Source organism: Larkinella punicea (genome assembly GCF_003334855.1).
GTDB classification, from domain to species: Bacteria; Bacteroidota; Bacteroidia; order Cytophagales; family Spirosomataceae; genus Larkinella; species Larkinella punicea.
Genome location: NZ_QOWE01000009.1, coordinates 177,958 through 194,543, shown reverse-complemented (window position 1 = coordinate 194,543; position 16,586 = coordinate 177,958). Strand labels below are relative to the sequence as shown.

Sequence of the window (16,586 nt, the reverse complement as noted above, 5' to 3'; positions counted from 1 at the left end):
ACCATGAAATCCGTATTCACCACCCTCTTAATGCTGTTCGGTAGCCTGGCGTGGGCCGCTCCCGAAAGTCTGAAAGCCGACTCACTGGTTATTTTATTCGGTAACAAAACCCGACTGGTTATCCACTCCAACGACAAAGAAGGAATCCGGCAGTTGTCCAATTACGACATCAATAAAATTATCCGCGATATGGGCATGAAGCTCGATTCTGCCAAAGCGGGGGAGACGTTCATTGTGATTGACGAAAACCGGGTGCAGCGGTATTTGCAGGACACGGTTTTGATTGTGACCCAGCGGGATGGCGAGGTGAGCGTGACGATCAAAGAATCGGACGATCGGCGTTATGAACGTTCCGATAGTGACTCGGACTGGTCGAGCCGGAACCACAACCGCCGTCGGAAAAAAGACAATTGGGAACTGGGAGCCGAGGGGGGCGGTATTGGATTGAACAGCCTGGTTGAGAAGAGCACCAATCCGAATTATCCCGCCGAAAGCTACCGATTAAAGCCGTTGGGTTCCCGTTACATCAGCCTGGCACTGAGCCAGATGCCAACCATTGCCCGGAGTCAGCACGTAGGTTTCAAACTCTATTACGGAATAGAAGTGTCCTGGAATAACTACATGTTTGAAAACGATGTCATTGCGCAGAAAGGTGCCGACGGTATTGTGTTTTCGGATGCCGGACGGGATTTAAAGAAAAGCAAACTGACGGTTTGTTCCGTCAATTTACCGGTGGTGCCGCGGCTCAGTTTTTACAACAGCAGCGGCCGTAAGATGGGGCATCTGGGTTTCGGCGGTTACGCGGGCTACCGGGTCGATAGCTATACGAAAATCAAAGAGCAGGATAACAACAAAGAACGGCAGCACTCGAACTTTTACCTGAATGATTTTCGCTATGGTCTCATTGCCCACATCGGCATTGCCCGTACGAATTTCTTTATCAAGTATGATCTGAATCCGATGTTCCAGGACAACAAAGGGCCGAACGTTCGGGCGTTGAGTTTCGGAATTGGTTTATAAGAATTTCTGAGGGGCAAAAAACCGCCGTTGGCGCAGGCCAGTGGTGGTTTTTGTTTGTTACTAAATTGGTTCAGCTAAATTTATTTTAAGCGAATAGTTGACTTAGCAAAAAAAGCATGTAATTTTGCAACTCCGTTGGCAGAAGTGCTGGTTGAGTGACATCAAAAAGTGCTTTTTAAGGACTGAAAGGGGAGTTTCCAGAGTGGCCAAATGGATCAGACTGTAAATCTGCTGGCGTACGCCTTCGGAGGTTCGAATCCTCCACTCCCCACCAAGTAAAAGTGAAGTTAGTTTATAGTTTTGAGTTTATCGTTTCCGGTTGAAACGGCGGGCACTAAAATTAGAAACGAAAAAAAGCGGGAGTAGCTCATTTGGTAGAGCGGTAGCCTTCCAAGCTTCAGGTGGCCGGTTCGAGCCCGGTCTCCCGCTCCAGATAATGAATAGTGTATAATGAACGTGACGAGTCAATCATTTTCATTCTGCATTATTCATTTTTCTTAGTTTTGCGTATACAAAAGCCGTTGTAGCTCAGTGGTAGAGCACTTCCTTGGTAAGGAAGAGGTCAGGGGTTCAAATCCCCTCAACGGCTCAGAAACGGCAAATTTCAATCAATTTAAAATAACCAGTTCAATTTAAGCTTTTCCAACAATGGCTAAAGAAAATTTTGACCGTTCCAAGCCGCACGTCAATATTGGTACGATTGGTCACGTTGACCACGGTAAAACAACCCTGACCGCTGCCATCACGAAAGTGTTGTCAGAAAAAGGTTTGGCCGAAAAACGCGACTTCTCGTCCATCGACAACGCACCGGAAGAAAGAGAGCGTGGTATTACGATCAATACCTCGCACGTAGAATATTCGACGGCAAATCGTCACTATGCACACGTTGACTGCCCAGGCCACGCTGACTATGTTAAAAACATGGTTACGGGTGCTGCTCAGATGGACGGTGCCATTCTTGTTGTGGCTGCCACTGACGGCCCAATGCCCCAGACCCGCGAGCACATCCTGCTGGCTCGTCAGGTAGGTGTACCTCAGTTGGTTGTTTTCATGAACAAGGTGGACATGGTTGACGATCCGGAACTTCTGGAACTCGTTGAAATGGAAATCCGCGAACTGCTGAGCTTCTACGAATACGATGGTGACAACATTCCGGTGATCCAGGGTTCTGCTTTGGGTGGTCTGAATGGTGATGCCAAATGGGTTGCTACTATCGAAGATCTGATGTCTAACGTTGACAGCTACATTCCGCTGCCTCCACGTCAGACCGAACTTCCATTCCTGATGCCGGTGGAAGACGTGTTCTCCATCACGGGTCGTGGTACGGTTGCTACGGGTCGGATCGAACGCGGAATCATCAACTCTGGCGAGCAGGTTGAGATTCTGGGTATGGGTGCCGAAAACATGAAATCAGTCGTTACAGGGGTTGAAATGTTCCGGAAAATTCTGGATCGTGGCGAAGCCGGTGACAACGTAGGTTTGCTGTTGCGTGGTATTGAAAAAACCGATATCCGTCGTGGTATGGTTATTTGCAAGCCAGGCTCTGTAAAACCACACGCTAAATTCAAAGCAGAGGTTTACGTTCTGTCGAAAGAAGAAGGTGGCCGTCACACGCCATTCTTTAACAAATACCGTCCACAGTTCTACTTCCGTACCACGGATGTAACGGGTGAGATCTCTCTGCCTGCTAACGTTGAGATGGTTATGCCCGGTGATAACATCACGATTGAAGTGGTTCTGATCAACAAAATCGCCATGGAGAAAGGTCTTCGTTTCGCTATTCGCGAAGGTGGCCGGACGGTTGGTGCAGGTCAGGTAACGGAAATCCTCGACTAATACAAGGCTATTGAAACAAGTGCATTTCTTTCGGGGGATGCACTTGTTTTTTCTGAATATTTAGTAACTTTGCAGTCCGTTTCGGCGGGCAAACCGGAACAAAGAGAAAAGAGCTAAGATAAAAGGCTAGATTTGCATCTTTTGTCTTATTTCTTTTCTCTTTCTTCTAACTAAACACGGGTGTAGTTCAAGGGTAGAATAGCGGTCTCCAAAACCGTTGATGGGAGTTCGAATCTCTCCACCCGTGCCAATCACATCACAGATGGACAAGGTTACCTCATTTCTGAAAGACTCCCTGGAGGAGGTTCAGCACAATGTTACATGGCCAAAGTTTGGCGATTTGCAAGCCAGCTCAACATTGGTCTTGATTGCATCGCTGATTTTTGCACTGCTGGTAGGAGGCATCGATTTTTTGTTTGAAAACGCGCTGAATCTTTTTTATCAGTCGTTTTGATGCCAGGTCATAATTGTCTCTGTGTGATTCGGAGTTGGTAATCATTCAGCAACAATTACAATTCGTAACGAATTCACGATGGAAAGCGGAATCAAATGGTATGTTGTCCGGGCTATTTCTGGCCAGGAAAAGAAAGTCAAGTCTTATCTGGAAAATGAAATTACCAGACAAGGGTTGGGTGACTTTGTTCCTCAGATTCTGATTCCGTCTGAAAAAGTATACGAAATGCGGAACGGAAAAAAGCGGGTTCGTGAGAAAACGTTCTTTCCGGGCTATATTTTAATTTCAGCCGACCTTTCCAACGGCGAAGTTTCCCACTTGATTACCAGCATGCCCGGTGTTCTGGGCTTTCTGGGAAACGCCAACGGTCCGACCAAAATTCCGGTTCCATTGCGGCAGGCTGAGGTGAACCGTATTCTGGGGAAAGTCGATGAAATTACGCAGGAAGTGACGACGCCCACAGTGTCTTTCCTGAAAGGAGAATCAGTAAAAGTGGTTGATGGCCCATTCAGTGGTTTCATCGGAACCGTCGAGGAAGTGTTCGACGAACGGAAGAAGCTGAATGTGGTAGTCAAGATTTTCGGTAGAAATACCCCTGTAGAGCTGAGTTACGCACAAGTAGAAAAGGAAAATTAACTGGCTATGCCCGAGACCATGCCGTCGTATGCTTCCCACTGGACGGACAGTCATTCGCAGGGCTTAGCGTAACAAACCAGAAGCAATGGCAAAAGAAGTAGTTGGCTACGTGAAATTGCAGGTGAAGGGTGGTGCTGCCAATCCCTCTCCTCCGATCGGACCAGCGTTGGGTTCCAAGGGTTTGAACATCATGGAATTCTGCAAGCAGTTCAACGGACGGACGCAGGATAAGGCAGGCATGGTCCTTCCGGTACTGATCACGTACTACAAAGACAAATCGTTTGAATTTGTCATCAAAACACCGCCTGCACCCATCCTGTTGATGGAGGCCGCCAAAGTCAAAACCGCGTCGGCTCAGCCGAACCGGAACAAAGTTGGCTCAGTAACCTGGGATCAAGTTCGGCAGATTGCTGAAACGAAAATGCCGGATCTGAACGCCTTTACCATCGAATCAGCGATGAAGATGATTGCCGGTACCGCCCGGAGTATGGGCATCACGGTATCGGGGAAAGCTCCCTGGGACAATTAATTTCAGCAGTCAAATTCAGAGAAGATAATGGGAAAATTGACTAAAAAACAAAAGGATGCTCTGAGCAAATACGAAGTTGCGAAAGAGTACTCATTGGCGCAGGCTGCCGAGATTTTAAAGACAATCTCGTATACGAAGTTTGACGCTTCGGTGGACATTGACGTTCGTTTGGGCGTTGATCCCCGGAAAGCGGATCAAATGGTACGGGGTGTGGCTACACTGCCACACGGTACGGGTAAAACCGTTCGTGTATTGGTACTGTGCACACCGGATAAAGAAGCTGAAGCGAAAGAAGCGGGTGCTGATTTCGTTGGGCTGGACGAATACATTACCAAAATCGAACAAGGCTGGACGGACGTAGACGTGATCATCACGATGCCGAACGTCATGGCTAAAGTTGGTAAACTGGGCCGGGTTCTGGGGCCGCGCGGATTGATGCCAAACCCGAAATCGGGTACGGTAACGCCGGAAGTAGGCAAGGCAGTTCGTGAAGTGAAAGCCGGTAAAATCGACTTCAAAGTCGATAAATTCGGAATCATCCACGCCGGTATTGGTAAAGTGTCGTTCGACCCGGACAAACTGGCCGAAAACGCACAGGAAATTATTGCAACCCTGCTGCGCCTGAAACCTTCGTCCTCAAAAGGTACGTATGTAAGAACGATTCATTTGTCAAGCACGATGAGTCCGAGTGTAGTAATTGATAAAACGACGGTATCAGGACTGTAACATGACACGGGAAGAAAAAGGAGCGATTATTGAGGAACTGAGCGAGAAGTTCAAGACGGTTCCCTACTTCTATATCACCGATGCCAGTGGCATGTCGGTTGCCGAAGTAAACAAACTGCGTCGGATGTGTTTCGACCAGGGTATCGAATACCGGGTTATCAAAAACACACTGATCCGGAAAGCACTGGAAACGCTGGAAACCGATTATGCTTCCTTCGATGAGGCTGTATTGACGGGATTCTCCGGCGTGATGTTCCACGCGGAATCGGGTAAAGTTCCAGCCAAACTGATCAAGCAATACCGCAAAGAAGCCGGTAATGATAAGCTGAAGCTGAAAGGCGCATCGGTAGATTACAGCCTGTTTATTGGTCACGACCAATTGGAGACGCTGTTGACACTGAAAACCAAGAACGAACTCATCGGCGACGTTATCGCCTTGCTGCAATCACCTGCCAAGAATGTTATTTCTGGTCTGCAGAGTGGTGGCAACAAACTGGCCGGTATCCTCAAAACACTGTCGGAGCGGGAAGCCGCCTGACGCAATACAATGCTCACGGACTAATGGCTAATAACCCCGGTCCCTGGGTACAGTTTTAAATCAATTTTGTAACAATCTAATCAAGAATACGAAAATGGCAGATTTGAAAGCGTTCGCGGAGCAGCTTGTCAACCTGACGGTAAAAGAAGTTAACGAACTGGCTGCTATTCTGAAAGACGAATACGGCATCGAACCAGCAGCAGCAGCTCCCGTGATGGTAGCCGGTGGTGGTGGCGGTGAAGAAGTTGCAGCCGCTCCTGAGAAAACGTCTTTTGACGTGATCCTGAAAGCAGCAGGCGCCAGCAAACTGGCCGTTGTGAAATTGGTGAAAGACCTGACCGGTCTGGGCCTGAAAGAAGCCAAGGAATTGGTTGATACAGCTCCAAAACCAGTGAAAGAAGGTGTTGCGAAAGACGAAGCCGAAGCGCTGCGCAAGCAACTGGAAGAAGCCGGAGCAGAAGTTGAAGTGAAATAACCCTGCTTGGGGCATCACATTCTCCCCCGGGAATAGGCCTGGCATCTGTCAGGTCTTTTCCTGTTTGGGGAGTTTTGCGCTGTACACACGGGAAAGCAAACTATTTTCCTGTATATTACGTTGTCCGTTTACGCCCTTTTGTGTACCAAAAGTAAGCGGACGAGTCAATCTCGATCACTATCACTAAACGCAACGAAGTCTTGGCTACGAAAACAACCACGCGTATAAGCTTTGCGAAAATCAAACCAGTGATCGAATATCCGGATTTTTTGGATGTTCAGATACAATCTTTCCAAGATTTTTTTCAGTTAGACACCCCTTCTGATAATCGTTCGAAAGAAGGTTTGTTTAAAGTTTTTCAAGAAAATTTTCCGATTTCTGACTCCCGCGAAAATTTCGTGCTGGAGTTTATCGATTATTCGGTGGATCCCCCGAAATATTCGGTCGATGAGTGTATCGACCGGGGTCTGACGTATTCGGTGCCGTTGAAAGCTAAATTACGGCTTTCCTGTAACGATGCGGACAACGAAGACTTCGAGACCATTGAGCAGGAAGTATTTTTAGGAAATATTCCGTACATGACGGCGAAAGGTTCGTTTGTCATCAACGGAGCCGAACGGGTAATTGTTTCCCAATTGCACCGGTCACCGGGCGTGTTCTTCTCCATGAGCAAGCACACCAACGGAACGAAATTGTATTCAGCACGGATCATTCCGTTCAAAGGATCGTGGATTGAATTCTCAACCGACGTCAACAACGTCATGTATGCTTACATCGACCGGAAGAAGAAATTTCCGGTAACGACGCTGCTGCGTGCCATTGGCTTTGGTTCAGATAAGGAAATCCTGGACCTGTTCGGATTGTCTGAAGAGATACCGGCAACGCCGGCAAACCTGAAAAAAGTAGTGGGCCGTCGGCTGGCTGCCCGGGTTTTGCGGACGTGGACGGAAGATTTTGTGGATGAAGATACGGGTGAAGTGGTGTCAATCAGCCGGAATGAGGTATTGATGGAGCGTGATTCGGTCATTGCGGCTGATCACATCGACACCATTACCGATTCAGGGCAGAAGTCGATCATCCTGCACAAGGAGGATATGAACGTCGCTGATTACAACATCATCTACAACACCCTGCAAAAAGATAGCTCCAACTCGGAGAAAGAAGCGGTTGAGCAAATCTACCGTCAGCTTCGGAACACCGAGGCTCCGGATGAGCAAACCGCCCGTGAAATTATTCAGAGTTTGTTCTTCTCGGATAAACGCTATGATTTGGGCGATGTTGGCCGCTACCGGATCAATAAAAAACTGGGTCTTGATGTAGCGCCTGATACGAAGGTATTGACGACGGAAGATATTGTTTCCATCGTGAAATACCTGATCGGTCTGATCAACTCGAAAGCCGTTGTCGATGATATTGACCACTTGAGCAACCGGCGCGTCCGGACGGTCGGTGAGCAATTGTACGCGCAGTTTGGCGTCGGTCTGGCGCGGATGGCGCGGACGATCAAAGAACGGATGAACGTTCGGGACAACGAAGATTTCAAACCGGTCGATTTGATCAATGCCCGGACCTTGTCCTCGGTCATCAACTCGTTCTTCGGTACGAACCAGTTGTCGCAGTTCATGGACCAGACTAACCCGCTGGCCGAAGTGACGCACAAGCGTCGGATGTCGGCACTCGGACCCGGTGGTCTGTCGCGCGAGCGGGCCGGTTTTGAAGTACGTGACGTTCACTACACCCACTATGGTCGTCTGTGTACGATCGAAACGCCGGAAGGACCGAACATCGGTTTGATTTCGTCGCTTTGTGTCTACGCGAAGGTGAACAGCATGGGCTTCATCGAAACGCCTTACCGGATCATTGATAGCGGTAAAGTCGTGCCCGATATTCCGGTGAAATACCTGACTGCCGAAGAAGAAGATACGCATTATATCGCCCAGGCGAATACGCAGGTCGATCCGAAAGGGGTGCTGACGGGCGACCGGATCAAGTCACGTTTTGAAGGTGACTTCCCAATCTCGGAACCGTCGAGCATTACCTATATGGATATTGCGCCGAACCAGATTGTTTCGGTGGCCGCTTCGATGATTCCGTTCCTGGAACATGATGATGCCAACCGGGCCCTGATGGGATCGAACATGCAACGGCAGGCCGTTCCGCTGCTCCGCCCGCAGGCTCCGATTGTTGGAACCGGTCTGGAAGGACGCGTTGCGATTGACTCCCGCGCTCTGGTTATCGCCGAAGAAAACGGCGTGATCGAGTTTGTGGATTCGACCAAAATTGTGGTTCGCTACGATTTGGCCGACGATCAGCGGTTGATCAGCTTTGACGACGATCTGAAGACCTACAACCTGATTAAATTCCGCCGGACGAACCAGGATACCTGTATCAACCTGCGGCCGATGGTTCTGAAAGGTCAGAAAGTGAAAAAAGGCGAACCGCTTTGCGAAGGATACGCAACCGAAGGCGGTGAACTGGCGCTGGGCCGAAACATGAAGGTGGCCTTCATGCCGTGGCAGGGCTATAACTTTGAGGATGCGATTGTGATTTCGGAGCGCGTTGTTCGCGAAGACATCTTTACGTCGATCCACATTGAAGAGTTTGAACTCGAAGTACGGGATACCAAACGTGGCGAAGAAGAACTGACGGCGGAAATTCCGAACGTTTCGGAAGAAACCGTGAAGAACCTCGACGAAAACGGGATTGTTCGCGTCGGTACGGAAGTGAAGGAAGGCGATATTCTGATTGGTAAAATTACGCCAAAAGGAGAAAGCGATCCGACGCCGGAAGAAAAACTGCTCCGTGCCATTTTTGGTGACAAAGCCGGCGACGTGAAGGATGCTTCCAAAAAAGCACCGCCGTCGCTGAAAGGTGTTGTCATTGATACGAAGCTGTTCTCGCGTCCGAACAAAGACGAACGCTCGAAGCACAAGGATGAGATCAAGGCGTTGATGAAACGGTATAGCCGGGAGTTGGTCGGTGTGCGCGAGCGCATGATCAACAAGATGTCGACGTTGCTGGAAGGGAAGACTTCGCAGGGAATCAACCACAAATTTGGCGATAACATCACGAGCAAGGGCGTTAAGTTTACCCGGAAGAACATCACGGATAACCTGTTCCCGGACAAAAATCCGTATCGTGACGAAAGCAGCTATTCCGTTCCGGAAGAAGTGAACCTGTTGGGTGACTTGTTGATCGAAGGATGGACAGATGATCCGCATACGAACAAGTTGCTGACCCAGATGGTTAAAAATTACAACAACCGTCGGAACGAAATCACCGGCCGTTTCAAGCGTGAACGCTTTACGCTCGAAGTGGGTGACGAACTGCCGGCCGGTATTGTGAAGCTGGCGAAAGTCTATGTTGCCAAGAAGCGTAAGCTGAAAGTGGGTGACAAGATGGCCGGTCGTCACGGGAACAAAGGGGTTGTAGCCCGGATCGTTCGGGATGAAGACATGCCGTTCCTGGCTGACGGATCGCCGGTCGACATTGTTCTGAACCCCTTGGGTGTACCTTCCCGGATGAACCTGGGTCAGATTTACGAAACCGTACTCGGTTGGGCCGGTTTGAAATTGGGTCGCAAATATGCTACGCCCATTTTCGATGGAGCAACGGAAGACCAGGTTGTTTCGGAATTGAATGATGCCGGGCTGCCTTCGTTTGGCCGTACGTATCTCCACGACGGGTTGTCGGGCGAACGTTTCGATCAGAAGGTTACCGTGGGTGTTATTTACATGCTGAAACTGGGTCACTTAGTGGATGATAAAATGCACGCCCGTTCGATTGGGCCGTACTCACTCATTACGCAACAGCCGTTGGGTGGTAAGGCACAGTTTGGAGGTCAGCGGTTTGGTGAAATGGAAGTTTGGGCGCTCGAAGCATTCGGGGCATCGCACATTCTCCAGGAAATCCTGACCGTCAAATCCGATGATGTCGTGGGCCGGGCTAAAGCATACGAAGCAATCGTGAAAGGCGAAAATCTGCCGAAACCCAATATTCCGGAATCGTTCAACGTGTTGGTACACGAGCTGCGCGGTCTGGCCCTTGAGGTGACGATGGATTAATAAAAATGGTTTACCGGTCGGTTCAACTGAACCGACCGGTATTACTAGTTCGCTGAACGGATTTGCATGTGTGACACCAAAACTCATAAATCCCTGAAAAAGCTACAAGTACACGGTTGAACATCATCAATCTACGTGCTTGTTTTTTATGCATATGCGCTTTTACATTGCCAAAACCGGTTTTCTTTCTCTTCCTAAAAAGCGCAGGATGCTTTACGATCAGCTACATAACGTGTACAGTGTGTGCGGGCAATCACACCGGTGAATGATAGTTGCGTAGAAGTTGTTTAATCTAGTGGTGGTTAGCTTTTAAAAAATCCATACAAGTATGTCCTTTAAGAAGAACAAAAAACTCAACAGCGACTTTTCCAGGGTGCTGATAAGCCTGGCTTCGCCTGAGTCCATTCTGGAGAGTTCGTACGGGGAAGTGACCCAACCTGAAACGATCAACTACCGGACTTACAAGCCTGAGATGGGCGGTTTGTTCTGTGAGCGGATCTTCGGGCCGGTCAAAGACTGGGAATGCCATTGCGGGAAGTACAAACGGATTCGCTACAAGGGCATTATTTGCGATCGCTGTGGGGTGGAAGTAACGGAGAAAAAGGTGCGCCGGGAACGGATGGGACACATCGAATTGGTGGTTCCGGTGGCTCACATCTGGTATTTCCGGAGTCTTCCGAATAAAATTGGATACCTGCTCGGCCTTTCGACCAAGAAACTCGATCAGATTATCTATTACGAACGGTACGTTGTCGTTCAAACCGGTATCAAAGGGGAAGACGGTATTCAGGAACTGGACTTCCTGACGGAAGACGAATACCTGGACATTGTTGATAAACTGCCGAGTGGTAACCAGCTTTTGCCGGATTCTGATCCGCAGAAGTTTATTGCCAAAATGGGGGCTGAAGCCCTCGAAATGCTGCTGTCACGGGTGAAGTTGGACGAACTGTCATACAACCTGCGCCACGCTGCGGCAACCGATACGTCGCAACAACGGAAAGCAGAAGCCCTGAAGCGACTGAAAGTTGTTGAAGCCTTCCGGGATGCCAACACCCGTGTTGAAAACCGCCCCGAGTGGATGGTGATTCGCATGGTGCCGGTTATTCCGCCGGAATTGCGCCCGCTGGTGCCTTTGGACGGTGGTCGTTTTGCTACGTCTGACTTGAACGACTTATACCGCCGGGTGATTATCCGGAACAACCGTCTGAAACGTCTGATCGAAATCAAGGCGCCGGAGGTGATTCTGCGGAACGAAAAGCGGATGTTGCAGGAAGCGGTCGACTCCTTGTTCGACAACTCCCGGAAAGTCAACGCGGTTCGTTCAGAAGGAAACCGGGCACTGAAGTCGCTGTCGGACATGCTGAAAGGAAAGCAGGGACGTTTCCGTCAGAACTTGTTGGGTAAGCGGGTCGATTATTCGGGTCGTTCGGTTATCGTCGTTGGACCAGAACTGAAACTGCACGAATGCGGTCTGCCGAAAGACATGGCGGCTGAACTCTTCAAGCCGTTCATTATTCGGAAACTGATCGAACGCGGTATTGTAAAAACCGTAAAATCAGCGAAGAAAATCGTTGACCGGAAAGACCCGATTATCTGGGACATTCTGGAAAACGTACTGAAAGGACACCCCGTTCTGTTGAACCGGGCTCCAACGCTGCACCGTTTGGGTATTCAGGCTTTCCAGCCGAAACTGATTGAAGGAAAAGCAATCCAGTTGCACCCACTCGTCTGTACGGCATTCAACGCTGACTTTGACGGTGACCAAATGGCCGTTCACGTTCCGCTGGGACAGGAAGCCATTCTGGAAGCCTCGATGCTGATGCTGGCGTCGCACAACATTCTGAACCCGGCCAACGGCGCACCCATTACGGTACCGTCGCAGGACATGGTTTTGGGCTTGTACTACGTGACGAAAGGCCGCAAGAGCACGCCCGAGTATCCGATTATCGGCGAAGGCATGACGTTCTACGGGGCGGAAGAGGTGATTATTGCCATCAACGAAGGCAAAGTCTCGAAGCACGCGAATGTGAATGTCCGGACGAAAGTTCGGAATGAAAAAGGCGAACTGGAAACCAAAATCATAGAAACCGTAGCCGGTCGGGTGCTGTTCAACCAGTCTGTGCCGGAAGAAGTGGGTTACATCAATGAACTGCTGACGAAGAAAAAACTGCAGCAGATCATTTCGTATATCTTCAAGATTTCGGGTGGTTCGAAAACCGCTCAGTTCCTGGACGATATCAAAGAACTCGGTTTCCAGATGGCCTTCAAAGGCGGTTTGTCGATCGGTTTGAGTGACGTGAAGGTTCCTGATGCGAAGGAAAAACTGATTGGTGAGGCCAAACAGGAGGTTGAGTCGGTCTGGAACAACTACCTGATGGGTCTGATTACGGAAAACGAACGGTACAACCAGGTGATCGACATCTGGACGCGCGTCAACAGCCGGATCACCGAAACCCTGATGAAGCAGTTGGAAGCCGATCAGCAAGGATTCAACTCGATCTTTATGATGATGCACTCCGGAGCCCGGGGTTCACGCGAACAGATTCGTCAGTTGGGCGGTATGCGGGGGTTGATGGCCAAGCCACAGAAGAACCTGCAAGGTTCAGTCGGTGAAATCATCGAGAACCCGATCCTGTCGAACTTCAAAGAAGGCCTTGACGTATTGGAATACTTTATCTCGACGCACGGTGCGCGGAAAGGTTTGGCAGATACCGCTTTGAAAACGGCGGATGCCGGTTACCTGACCCGTCGTTTGCACGACGTTGCGCAGGATGTGATTATCACGGAAGACGATTGCGGAACGCTGCGCGGTCTCCAGATCTCGGCTTTGAAAGACAACGAGGACGTTGTTGAACCACTGTCGGAGCGGATTCTGGGCCGGGTTACGGTACACGATGTCTACAATCCGTTGACGAAAGAACTGATTGTGGCGGGTGGTAGCGAAATCAACGAAGAAATCGCGGCTGCTATTGACGAAACCAGTATCGAAACCGTCGAAATCCGGTCGGTGTTGACGTGCGAAGCCAAGAAAGGCGTTTGTGCGAAATGCTACGGCCGGAACCTGGCAACGGGTCGCATGGTCGACATCGGTGAAGCGGTGGGCGTAATTGCTTCGCAGTCCATCGGTGAACCGGGTACGCAGTTGACACTTCGGACCTTCCACGTTGGGGGTACGGCTTCAAACATCGCAGTCGATGCGTCCATCCGGGCGAAATTTGACGGGATGGTTCAGTTTGAAGAAATGCGGACCGTTGAATCAGTTGATAACGAAGGCAACCCGATTACGGTCGTGATGGGTCGTTCCGGTGAAGTTAAAATTGTCGATCCGGCTAATCCGAATCTGGTGTTGATCAGCAATAACGTGCCTTACGGTGCTTTCATGCGGGTTGAAGAAAACCAACTGGTGAAGAAGGGAGACGAACTTTGCGCCTGGGATCCCTACAACGCCGTTATCTTGTCCGAAATAACCGGTAAACTGGAATTCGAAGCCATCGAAGAAGCCATTACCTATCGCGAAGAGTTTGACGAACAAACTGGCTTCCAGGAAATGGTGATCATCGAAAGTCGGGATAAGACTAAAAACCCGGCGATTATGGTGAAAGGAACCAGTATTTTGCTGGAAGACACGACCGAGAAAAGCTATAACCTGCCGGTAAGTGCCCGTCTGGTTGTGAAAAACGGGCAGTCGATCAAAGCTGGTCAGCCGGTGGCGAAAATTCCGCGTAACGTCGGTAAAACCCGCGACATCACGGGTGGTCTGCCCCGGGTAACGGAATTGTTCGAAGCGCGTAACCCGTCGAACCCGGCGGTTGTGAGCGAAATCGACGGTGTTGTTACCTACGGTACGATCAAACGCGGTAACCGCGAAATCTATATCGAGTCGAAAGACGGAACGAAGAAAAAATACCTGGTGCCGTTGTCGAAACACATTCTGGTACAGGACAATGACTTCGTTCGGGCGGGTGATCCGCTGTCGGATGGTGCCATTACGCCGTCGGATATTCTATCGATCAAAGGCCCAACCGCGGTTCAGGAATACCTGGTGAATGAAATTCAGGAAGTATACCGTTTGCAAGGGGTGAAGATCAACGACAAGCACATCGAGGCTATCGTTCGTCAGATGATGCAGAAAGTGGAAATCATGGACGCTGGTGACACGATCTTCCTGGATATGCAATCGGTAGACAAATGGAGCTTCCGGACCGAAAACGACAAAATCATGAACATGAAAGTTGTCATGGATCCGGGTGATTCTGAAACCCTGAAAGCCGGTCAGATCATTTCCGTACGTCGTCTGCGCGATGAAAATTCGAGCCTAAAACGTCGGGATTTGAAACTGGTCGATGTTCGCGACGCGATGCCGGCGGTTTCTCAACCGACCTTGCAGGGGATCACACAGGCGTCCCTGGGTACGGAAAGCTTCCTGTCGGCAGCTTCGTTCCAGGAAACGACCAAGGTGTTGAGCGAAGCGTCGATCCGTGGAAAAGCCGATTACCTCGAAGGCTTGAAAGAAAACGTGTTGGTGGGCCACCTGATCCCGGCTGGTACGGGAACGCGCCGGTACGCCAACATCATTGTCAATTCGAAAGAAGAATACGAAACGTTCGTTGAAACGCGTGAGAAATTTACGCGCAGCAAAAAACGCGAGACGGTTTAGTTTCGATCCATACTTGAAAGGTAAACAGGGTCAGGCCATTCGGTCTGGCCCTGTTTTTGTATAGATAAATGCCGACTCAATCCAGAATCCACCAGCGATCTGACACCGCATAGTCAATAAGTTGTTTGTCAGGTGGATAAAAAATGCCCACAGTTTTTTTGAACTACGAAAAACCGCAGAGAGTTCTTTATCTTTGATTCTTACACCGAATGACTATGGAAAACCAGTTACCTGATCAGGACGCACAGATCAACATCGAATTAACGGAAGAAATTGCGGAAGGAATCTACGCCAATCTGGCCATGATTGCTCACTCCAACAGTGAGTTCATCATCGATTTCATTCGTCTGATGCCCGGTATTCCCAAAGCCAAGGTAAAATCCCGCATCATTCTGACGCCCGAACATGCTAAGCGGTTGTTGACGGCCTTGAAAGATAACATCCGGAAATTTGAAGATACGTATGGCGATATCAACGGCGCTGAAGATGCGTTTCGGTTTCCGACCCAGTTTGGCGGACCGATCGGCGAAGCCTAATCCGGTAATGGACAAGAAATTACTGAAAATTAATTCGCCCGTCACTTTGGTTTTCCAGCCGATTTAGCTAATTTTGCACTCCTATTTTTCCAGAGGACTGTAGTAATACCAATTCTGATACAATGCCTACGATACAACAATTAGTACGCAAGGGCCGTGAAAAGCTGACTTTTAAATCAAAGTCGCCGGCATTGGACTCTTGCCCACAACGCCGTGGTGTGTGTACGCGTGTGTACACAACCACCCCCAAAAAGCCAAACTCGGCTTTGCGTAAAGTAGCCCGTGTGCGTCTGTCACATGGCAAAGAAGTTAACGCCTATATTCCGGGCGAAGGCCACAACCTGCAGGAGCACTCGATTGTTCTGGTACGGGGTGGTCGGGTGAAAGACCTTCCGGGTGTGCGTTATCACATCGTTCGTGGAGCACTTGATACGGCTGGCGTAAGCGGTCGGAAACAAGCCCGCTCGAAATACGGTACGAAACGTCCGAAACCGGGTCAGGTAGCTGCACCGACGAAGGGAGCTCCAGCTAAAAAGAAAAAATAATAGCTCCCGGATTTAATTGACTGAGCGTTGCCAAAGATGCACAACGTTTAGAGTAAGATTTATCATCTGAAGATCATGAGAAAAGCAAAACCAAAGAAAAGATACGTTTTACCCGATCCTAAATACAAGGAGACGCTGGTAACGAAATTTGTTAATAACCTCATGTACGAAGGTAAAAAGAGCCTTTCGTACTCCATTTTCTACGACGCACTGGCGCTGGTTGAGAAAAAAACCAACGACAACGGCTTAGACGTTTGGAAAAAGGCATTGAACAACGTAATGCCTTCAGTTGAGGTGAAAAGCCGCCGGGTAGGTGGTGCCACATTCCAGGTTCCGACGGAAGTACGTCCTGATCGTAAAGTATCAGTAGGCATGAAATGGCTGATCAAGTATGCCCGTTCACGTGGTGAAAAAACCATGGTCGATCGTTTGGCAGCGGAAATCGTAGCAGCAGCAAAAGGTGAAGGCGCTGCCGTCAAGAAAAAGGATGACACCCACCGGATGGCCGAAGCCAACAAGGCATTCTCCCACTTCCGGTTCTAATCCGAACCAAGTCAGTACTGAAAAGAC

13 protein-coding genes and 4 tRNA genes are annotated in these 16,586 nt (G+C 49.5%); all 17 read left to right on the top strand.

Going from position 1 to position 16,586, the window contains the following annotated elements; genetic code table 11:
- Nucleotides 1-3 precede the first annotated feature (3 nt).
- The 17 genes from DUE52_RS12885 to rpsG all read left to right on the top strand — a co-directional run bounded on the left by DUE52_RS12885 (nt 4) and on the right by rpsG (nt 16,559).
- On the top strand, nt 4-1,020 hold the full coding sequence (locus tag DUE52_RS12885) for an outer membrane beta-barrel protein (RefSeq protein WP_114406420.1): 1,017 nt from the start codon (nt 4-6) through the stop codon (nt 1,018-1,020).
- Between the two features lie 188 nt (nt 1,021-1,208).
- Nucleotides 1,209-1,294, top strand: a tRNA-Tyr gene (locus DUE52_RS12880).
- An 82-nt stretch (nt 1,295-1,376) separates the two neighbouring features.
- Nucleotides 1,377-1,452: transfer RNA gene (locus DUE52_RS12875), tRNA-Gly, on the top strand.
- An 85-nt stretch (nt 1,453-1,537) separates the two neighbouring features.
- Nucleotides 1,538-1,609, top strand: a tRNA-Thr gene (locus DUE52_RS12870).
- Nucleotides 1,610-1,668: 59 nt separating this feature from the next.
- Nucleotides 1,669-2,856 carry an elongation factor Tu gene (gene tuf, locus DUE52_RS12865; protein WP_114406419.1) on the top strand — a complete coding sequence of 396 codons (1,188 nt, stop codon included), beginning with the start codon at nt 1,669-1,671 and terminating at the stop codon, nt 2,854-2,856.
- Between the two features lie 176 nt (nt 2,857-3,032).
- Nucleotides 3,033-3,106 (top strand) — tRNA-Trp (locus DUE52_RS12860).
- Nucleotides 3,107-3,118: 12 nt separating this feature from the next.
- Nucleotides 3,119-3,310: a preprotein translocase subunit SecE gene (gene secE / locus DUE52_RS12855; RefSeq protein ID WP_114406418.1), complete on the top strand. Its 192-nt coding sequence runs from the start codon at nt 3,119-3,121 to the stop codon at nt 3,308-3,310.
- Between the two features lie 78 nt (nt 3,311-3,388).
- Nucleotides 3,389-3,946: a transcription termination/antitermination protein NusG gene (nusG, locus tag DUE52_RS12850; protein WP_114406417.1), complete on the top strand. Its 558-nt coding sequence runs from the start codon at nt 3,389-3,391 to the stop codon at nt 3,944-3,946.
- An 85-nt stretch (nt 3,947-4,031) separates the two neighbouring features.
- Complete coding sequence (gene rplK / locus DUE52_RS12845; RefSeq protein ID WP_114406416.1) at nt 4,032-4,475, top strand: 50S ribosomal protein L11; 444 nt, start codon at nt 4,032-4,034, stop codon at nt 4,473-4,475.
- Between the two features lie 27 nt (nt 4,476-4,502).
- Complete coding sequence (gene rplA / locus DUE52_RS12840) at nt 4,503-5,201, top strand: 50S ribosomal protein L1 (RefSeq protein WP_114406415.1); 699 nt, start codon at nt 4,503-4,505, stop codon at nt 5,199-5,201.
- A gap of 1 nt (nt 5,202) precedes the next feature.
- On the top strand, nt 5,203-5,739 hold the full coding sequence (gene rplJ, locus DUE52_RS12835) for a 50S ribosomal protein L10 (RefSeq protein ID WP_114406414.1): 537 nt from the start codon (nt 5,203-5,205) through the stop codon (nt 5,737-5,739).
- 94 nt (nt 5,740-5,833) lie between these two features.
- Nucleotides 5,834-6,214: a 50S ribosomal protein L7/L12 gene (rplL, locus tag DUE52_RS12830; protein WP_114406413.1), complete on the top strand. Its 381-nt coding sequence runs from the start codon at nt 5,834-5,836 to the stop codon at nt 6,212-6,214.
- Nucleotides 6,215-6,414: 200 nt separating this feature from the next.
- A complete protein-coding gene (gene rpoB / locus DUE52_RS12825) occupies nt 6,415-10,278 on the top strand; it encodes a DNA-directed RNA polymerase subunit beta (protein WP_114406412.1) in 3,864 nt (1,287 codons plus the stop codon).
- A gap of 328 nt (nt 10,279-10,606) precedes the next feature.
- Nucleotides 10,607-14,935, top strand: coding sequence for a DNA-directed RNA polymerase subunit beta' (gene rpoC / locus DUE52_RS12820; RefSeq protein WP_114406411.1), 4,329 nt, complete (start codon nt 10,607-10,609; stop codon nt 14,933-14,935).
- Between the two features lie 215 nt (nt 14,936-15,150).
- Nucleotides 15,151-15,471 carry a DUF3467 domain-containing protein gene (locus tag DUE52_RS12815; protein WP_114406410.1) on the top strand — a complete coding sequence of 107 codons (321 nt, stop codon included), beginning with the start codon at nt 15,151-15,153 and terminating at the stop codon, nt 15,469-15,471.
- Between the two features lie 122 nt (nt 15,472-15,593).
- Entirely contained in the window at nt 15,594-16,016 is a 423-nt protein-coding gene (rpsL, locus tag DUE52_RS12810) for a 30S ribosomal protein S12 (protein ID WP_114406409.1), read from the top strand.
- Between the two features lie 75 nt (nt 16,017-16,091).
- A complete protein-coding gene (gene rpsG / locus DUE52_RS12805; protein WP_114406408.1) occupies nt 16,092-16,559 on the top strand; it encodes a 30S ribosomal protein S7 in 468 nt (155 codons plus the stop codon).
- The last annotated feature ends 27 nt before the right edge of the window (nt 16,560-16,586 follow it).

Bases quoted from the DNA above. Each gene is read 5' to 3' on its own strand.
- DUE52_RS12885 (WP_114406420.1), top strand. From the start codon at position 4: ATGAAATCCGTATTCACCACCCTCTTAATGCTGTTCGGTAGCCTGGCG.
- tuf (WP_114406419.1), top strand. From the start codon at position 1,669: ATGGCTAAAGAAAATTTTGACCGTTCCAAGCCGCACGTCAATATTGGT.
- secE (WP_114406418.1), top strand. From the start codon at position 3,119: ATGGACAAGGTTACCTCATTTCTGAAAGACTCCCTGGAGGAGGTTCAG.
- nusG (WP_114406417.1), top strand. From the start codon at position 3,389: ATGGAAAGCGGAATCAAATGGTATGTTGTCCGGGCTATTTCTGGCCAG.
- rplK (WP_114406416.1), top strand. From the start codon at position 4,032: ATGGCAAAAGAAGTAGTTGGCTACGTGAAATTGCAGGTGAAGGGTGGT.
- rplA (WP_114406415.1), top strand. From the start codon at position 4,503: ATGGGAAAATTGACTAAAAAACAAAAGGATGCTCTGAGCAAATACGAA.
- rplJ (WP_114406414.1), top strand. From the start codon at position 5,203: ATGACACGGGAAGAAAAAGGAGCGATTATTGAGGAACTGAGCGAGAAG.
- rplL (WP_114406413.1), top strand. From the start codon at position 5,834: ATGGCAGATTTGAAAGCGTTCGCGGAGCAGCTTGTCAACCTGACGGTA.
- rpoC (WP_114406411.1), top strand. From the start codon at position 10,607: ATGTCCTTTAAGAAGAACAAAAAACTCAACAGCGACTTTTCCAGGGTG.
- DUE52_RS12815 (WP_114406410.1), top strand. From the start codon at position 15,151: ATGGAAAACCAGTTACCTGATCAGGACGCACAGATCAACATCGAATTA.
- rpsL (WP_114406409.1), top strand. From the start codon at position 15,594: ATGCCTACGATACAACAATTAGTACGCAAGGGCCGTGAAAAGCTGACT.
- rpsG (WP_114406408.1), top strand. From the start codon at position 16,092: ATGAGAAAAGCAAAACCAAAGAAAAGATACGTTTTACCCGATCCTAAA.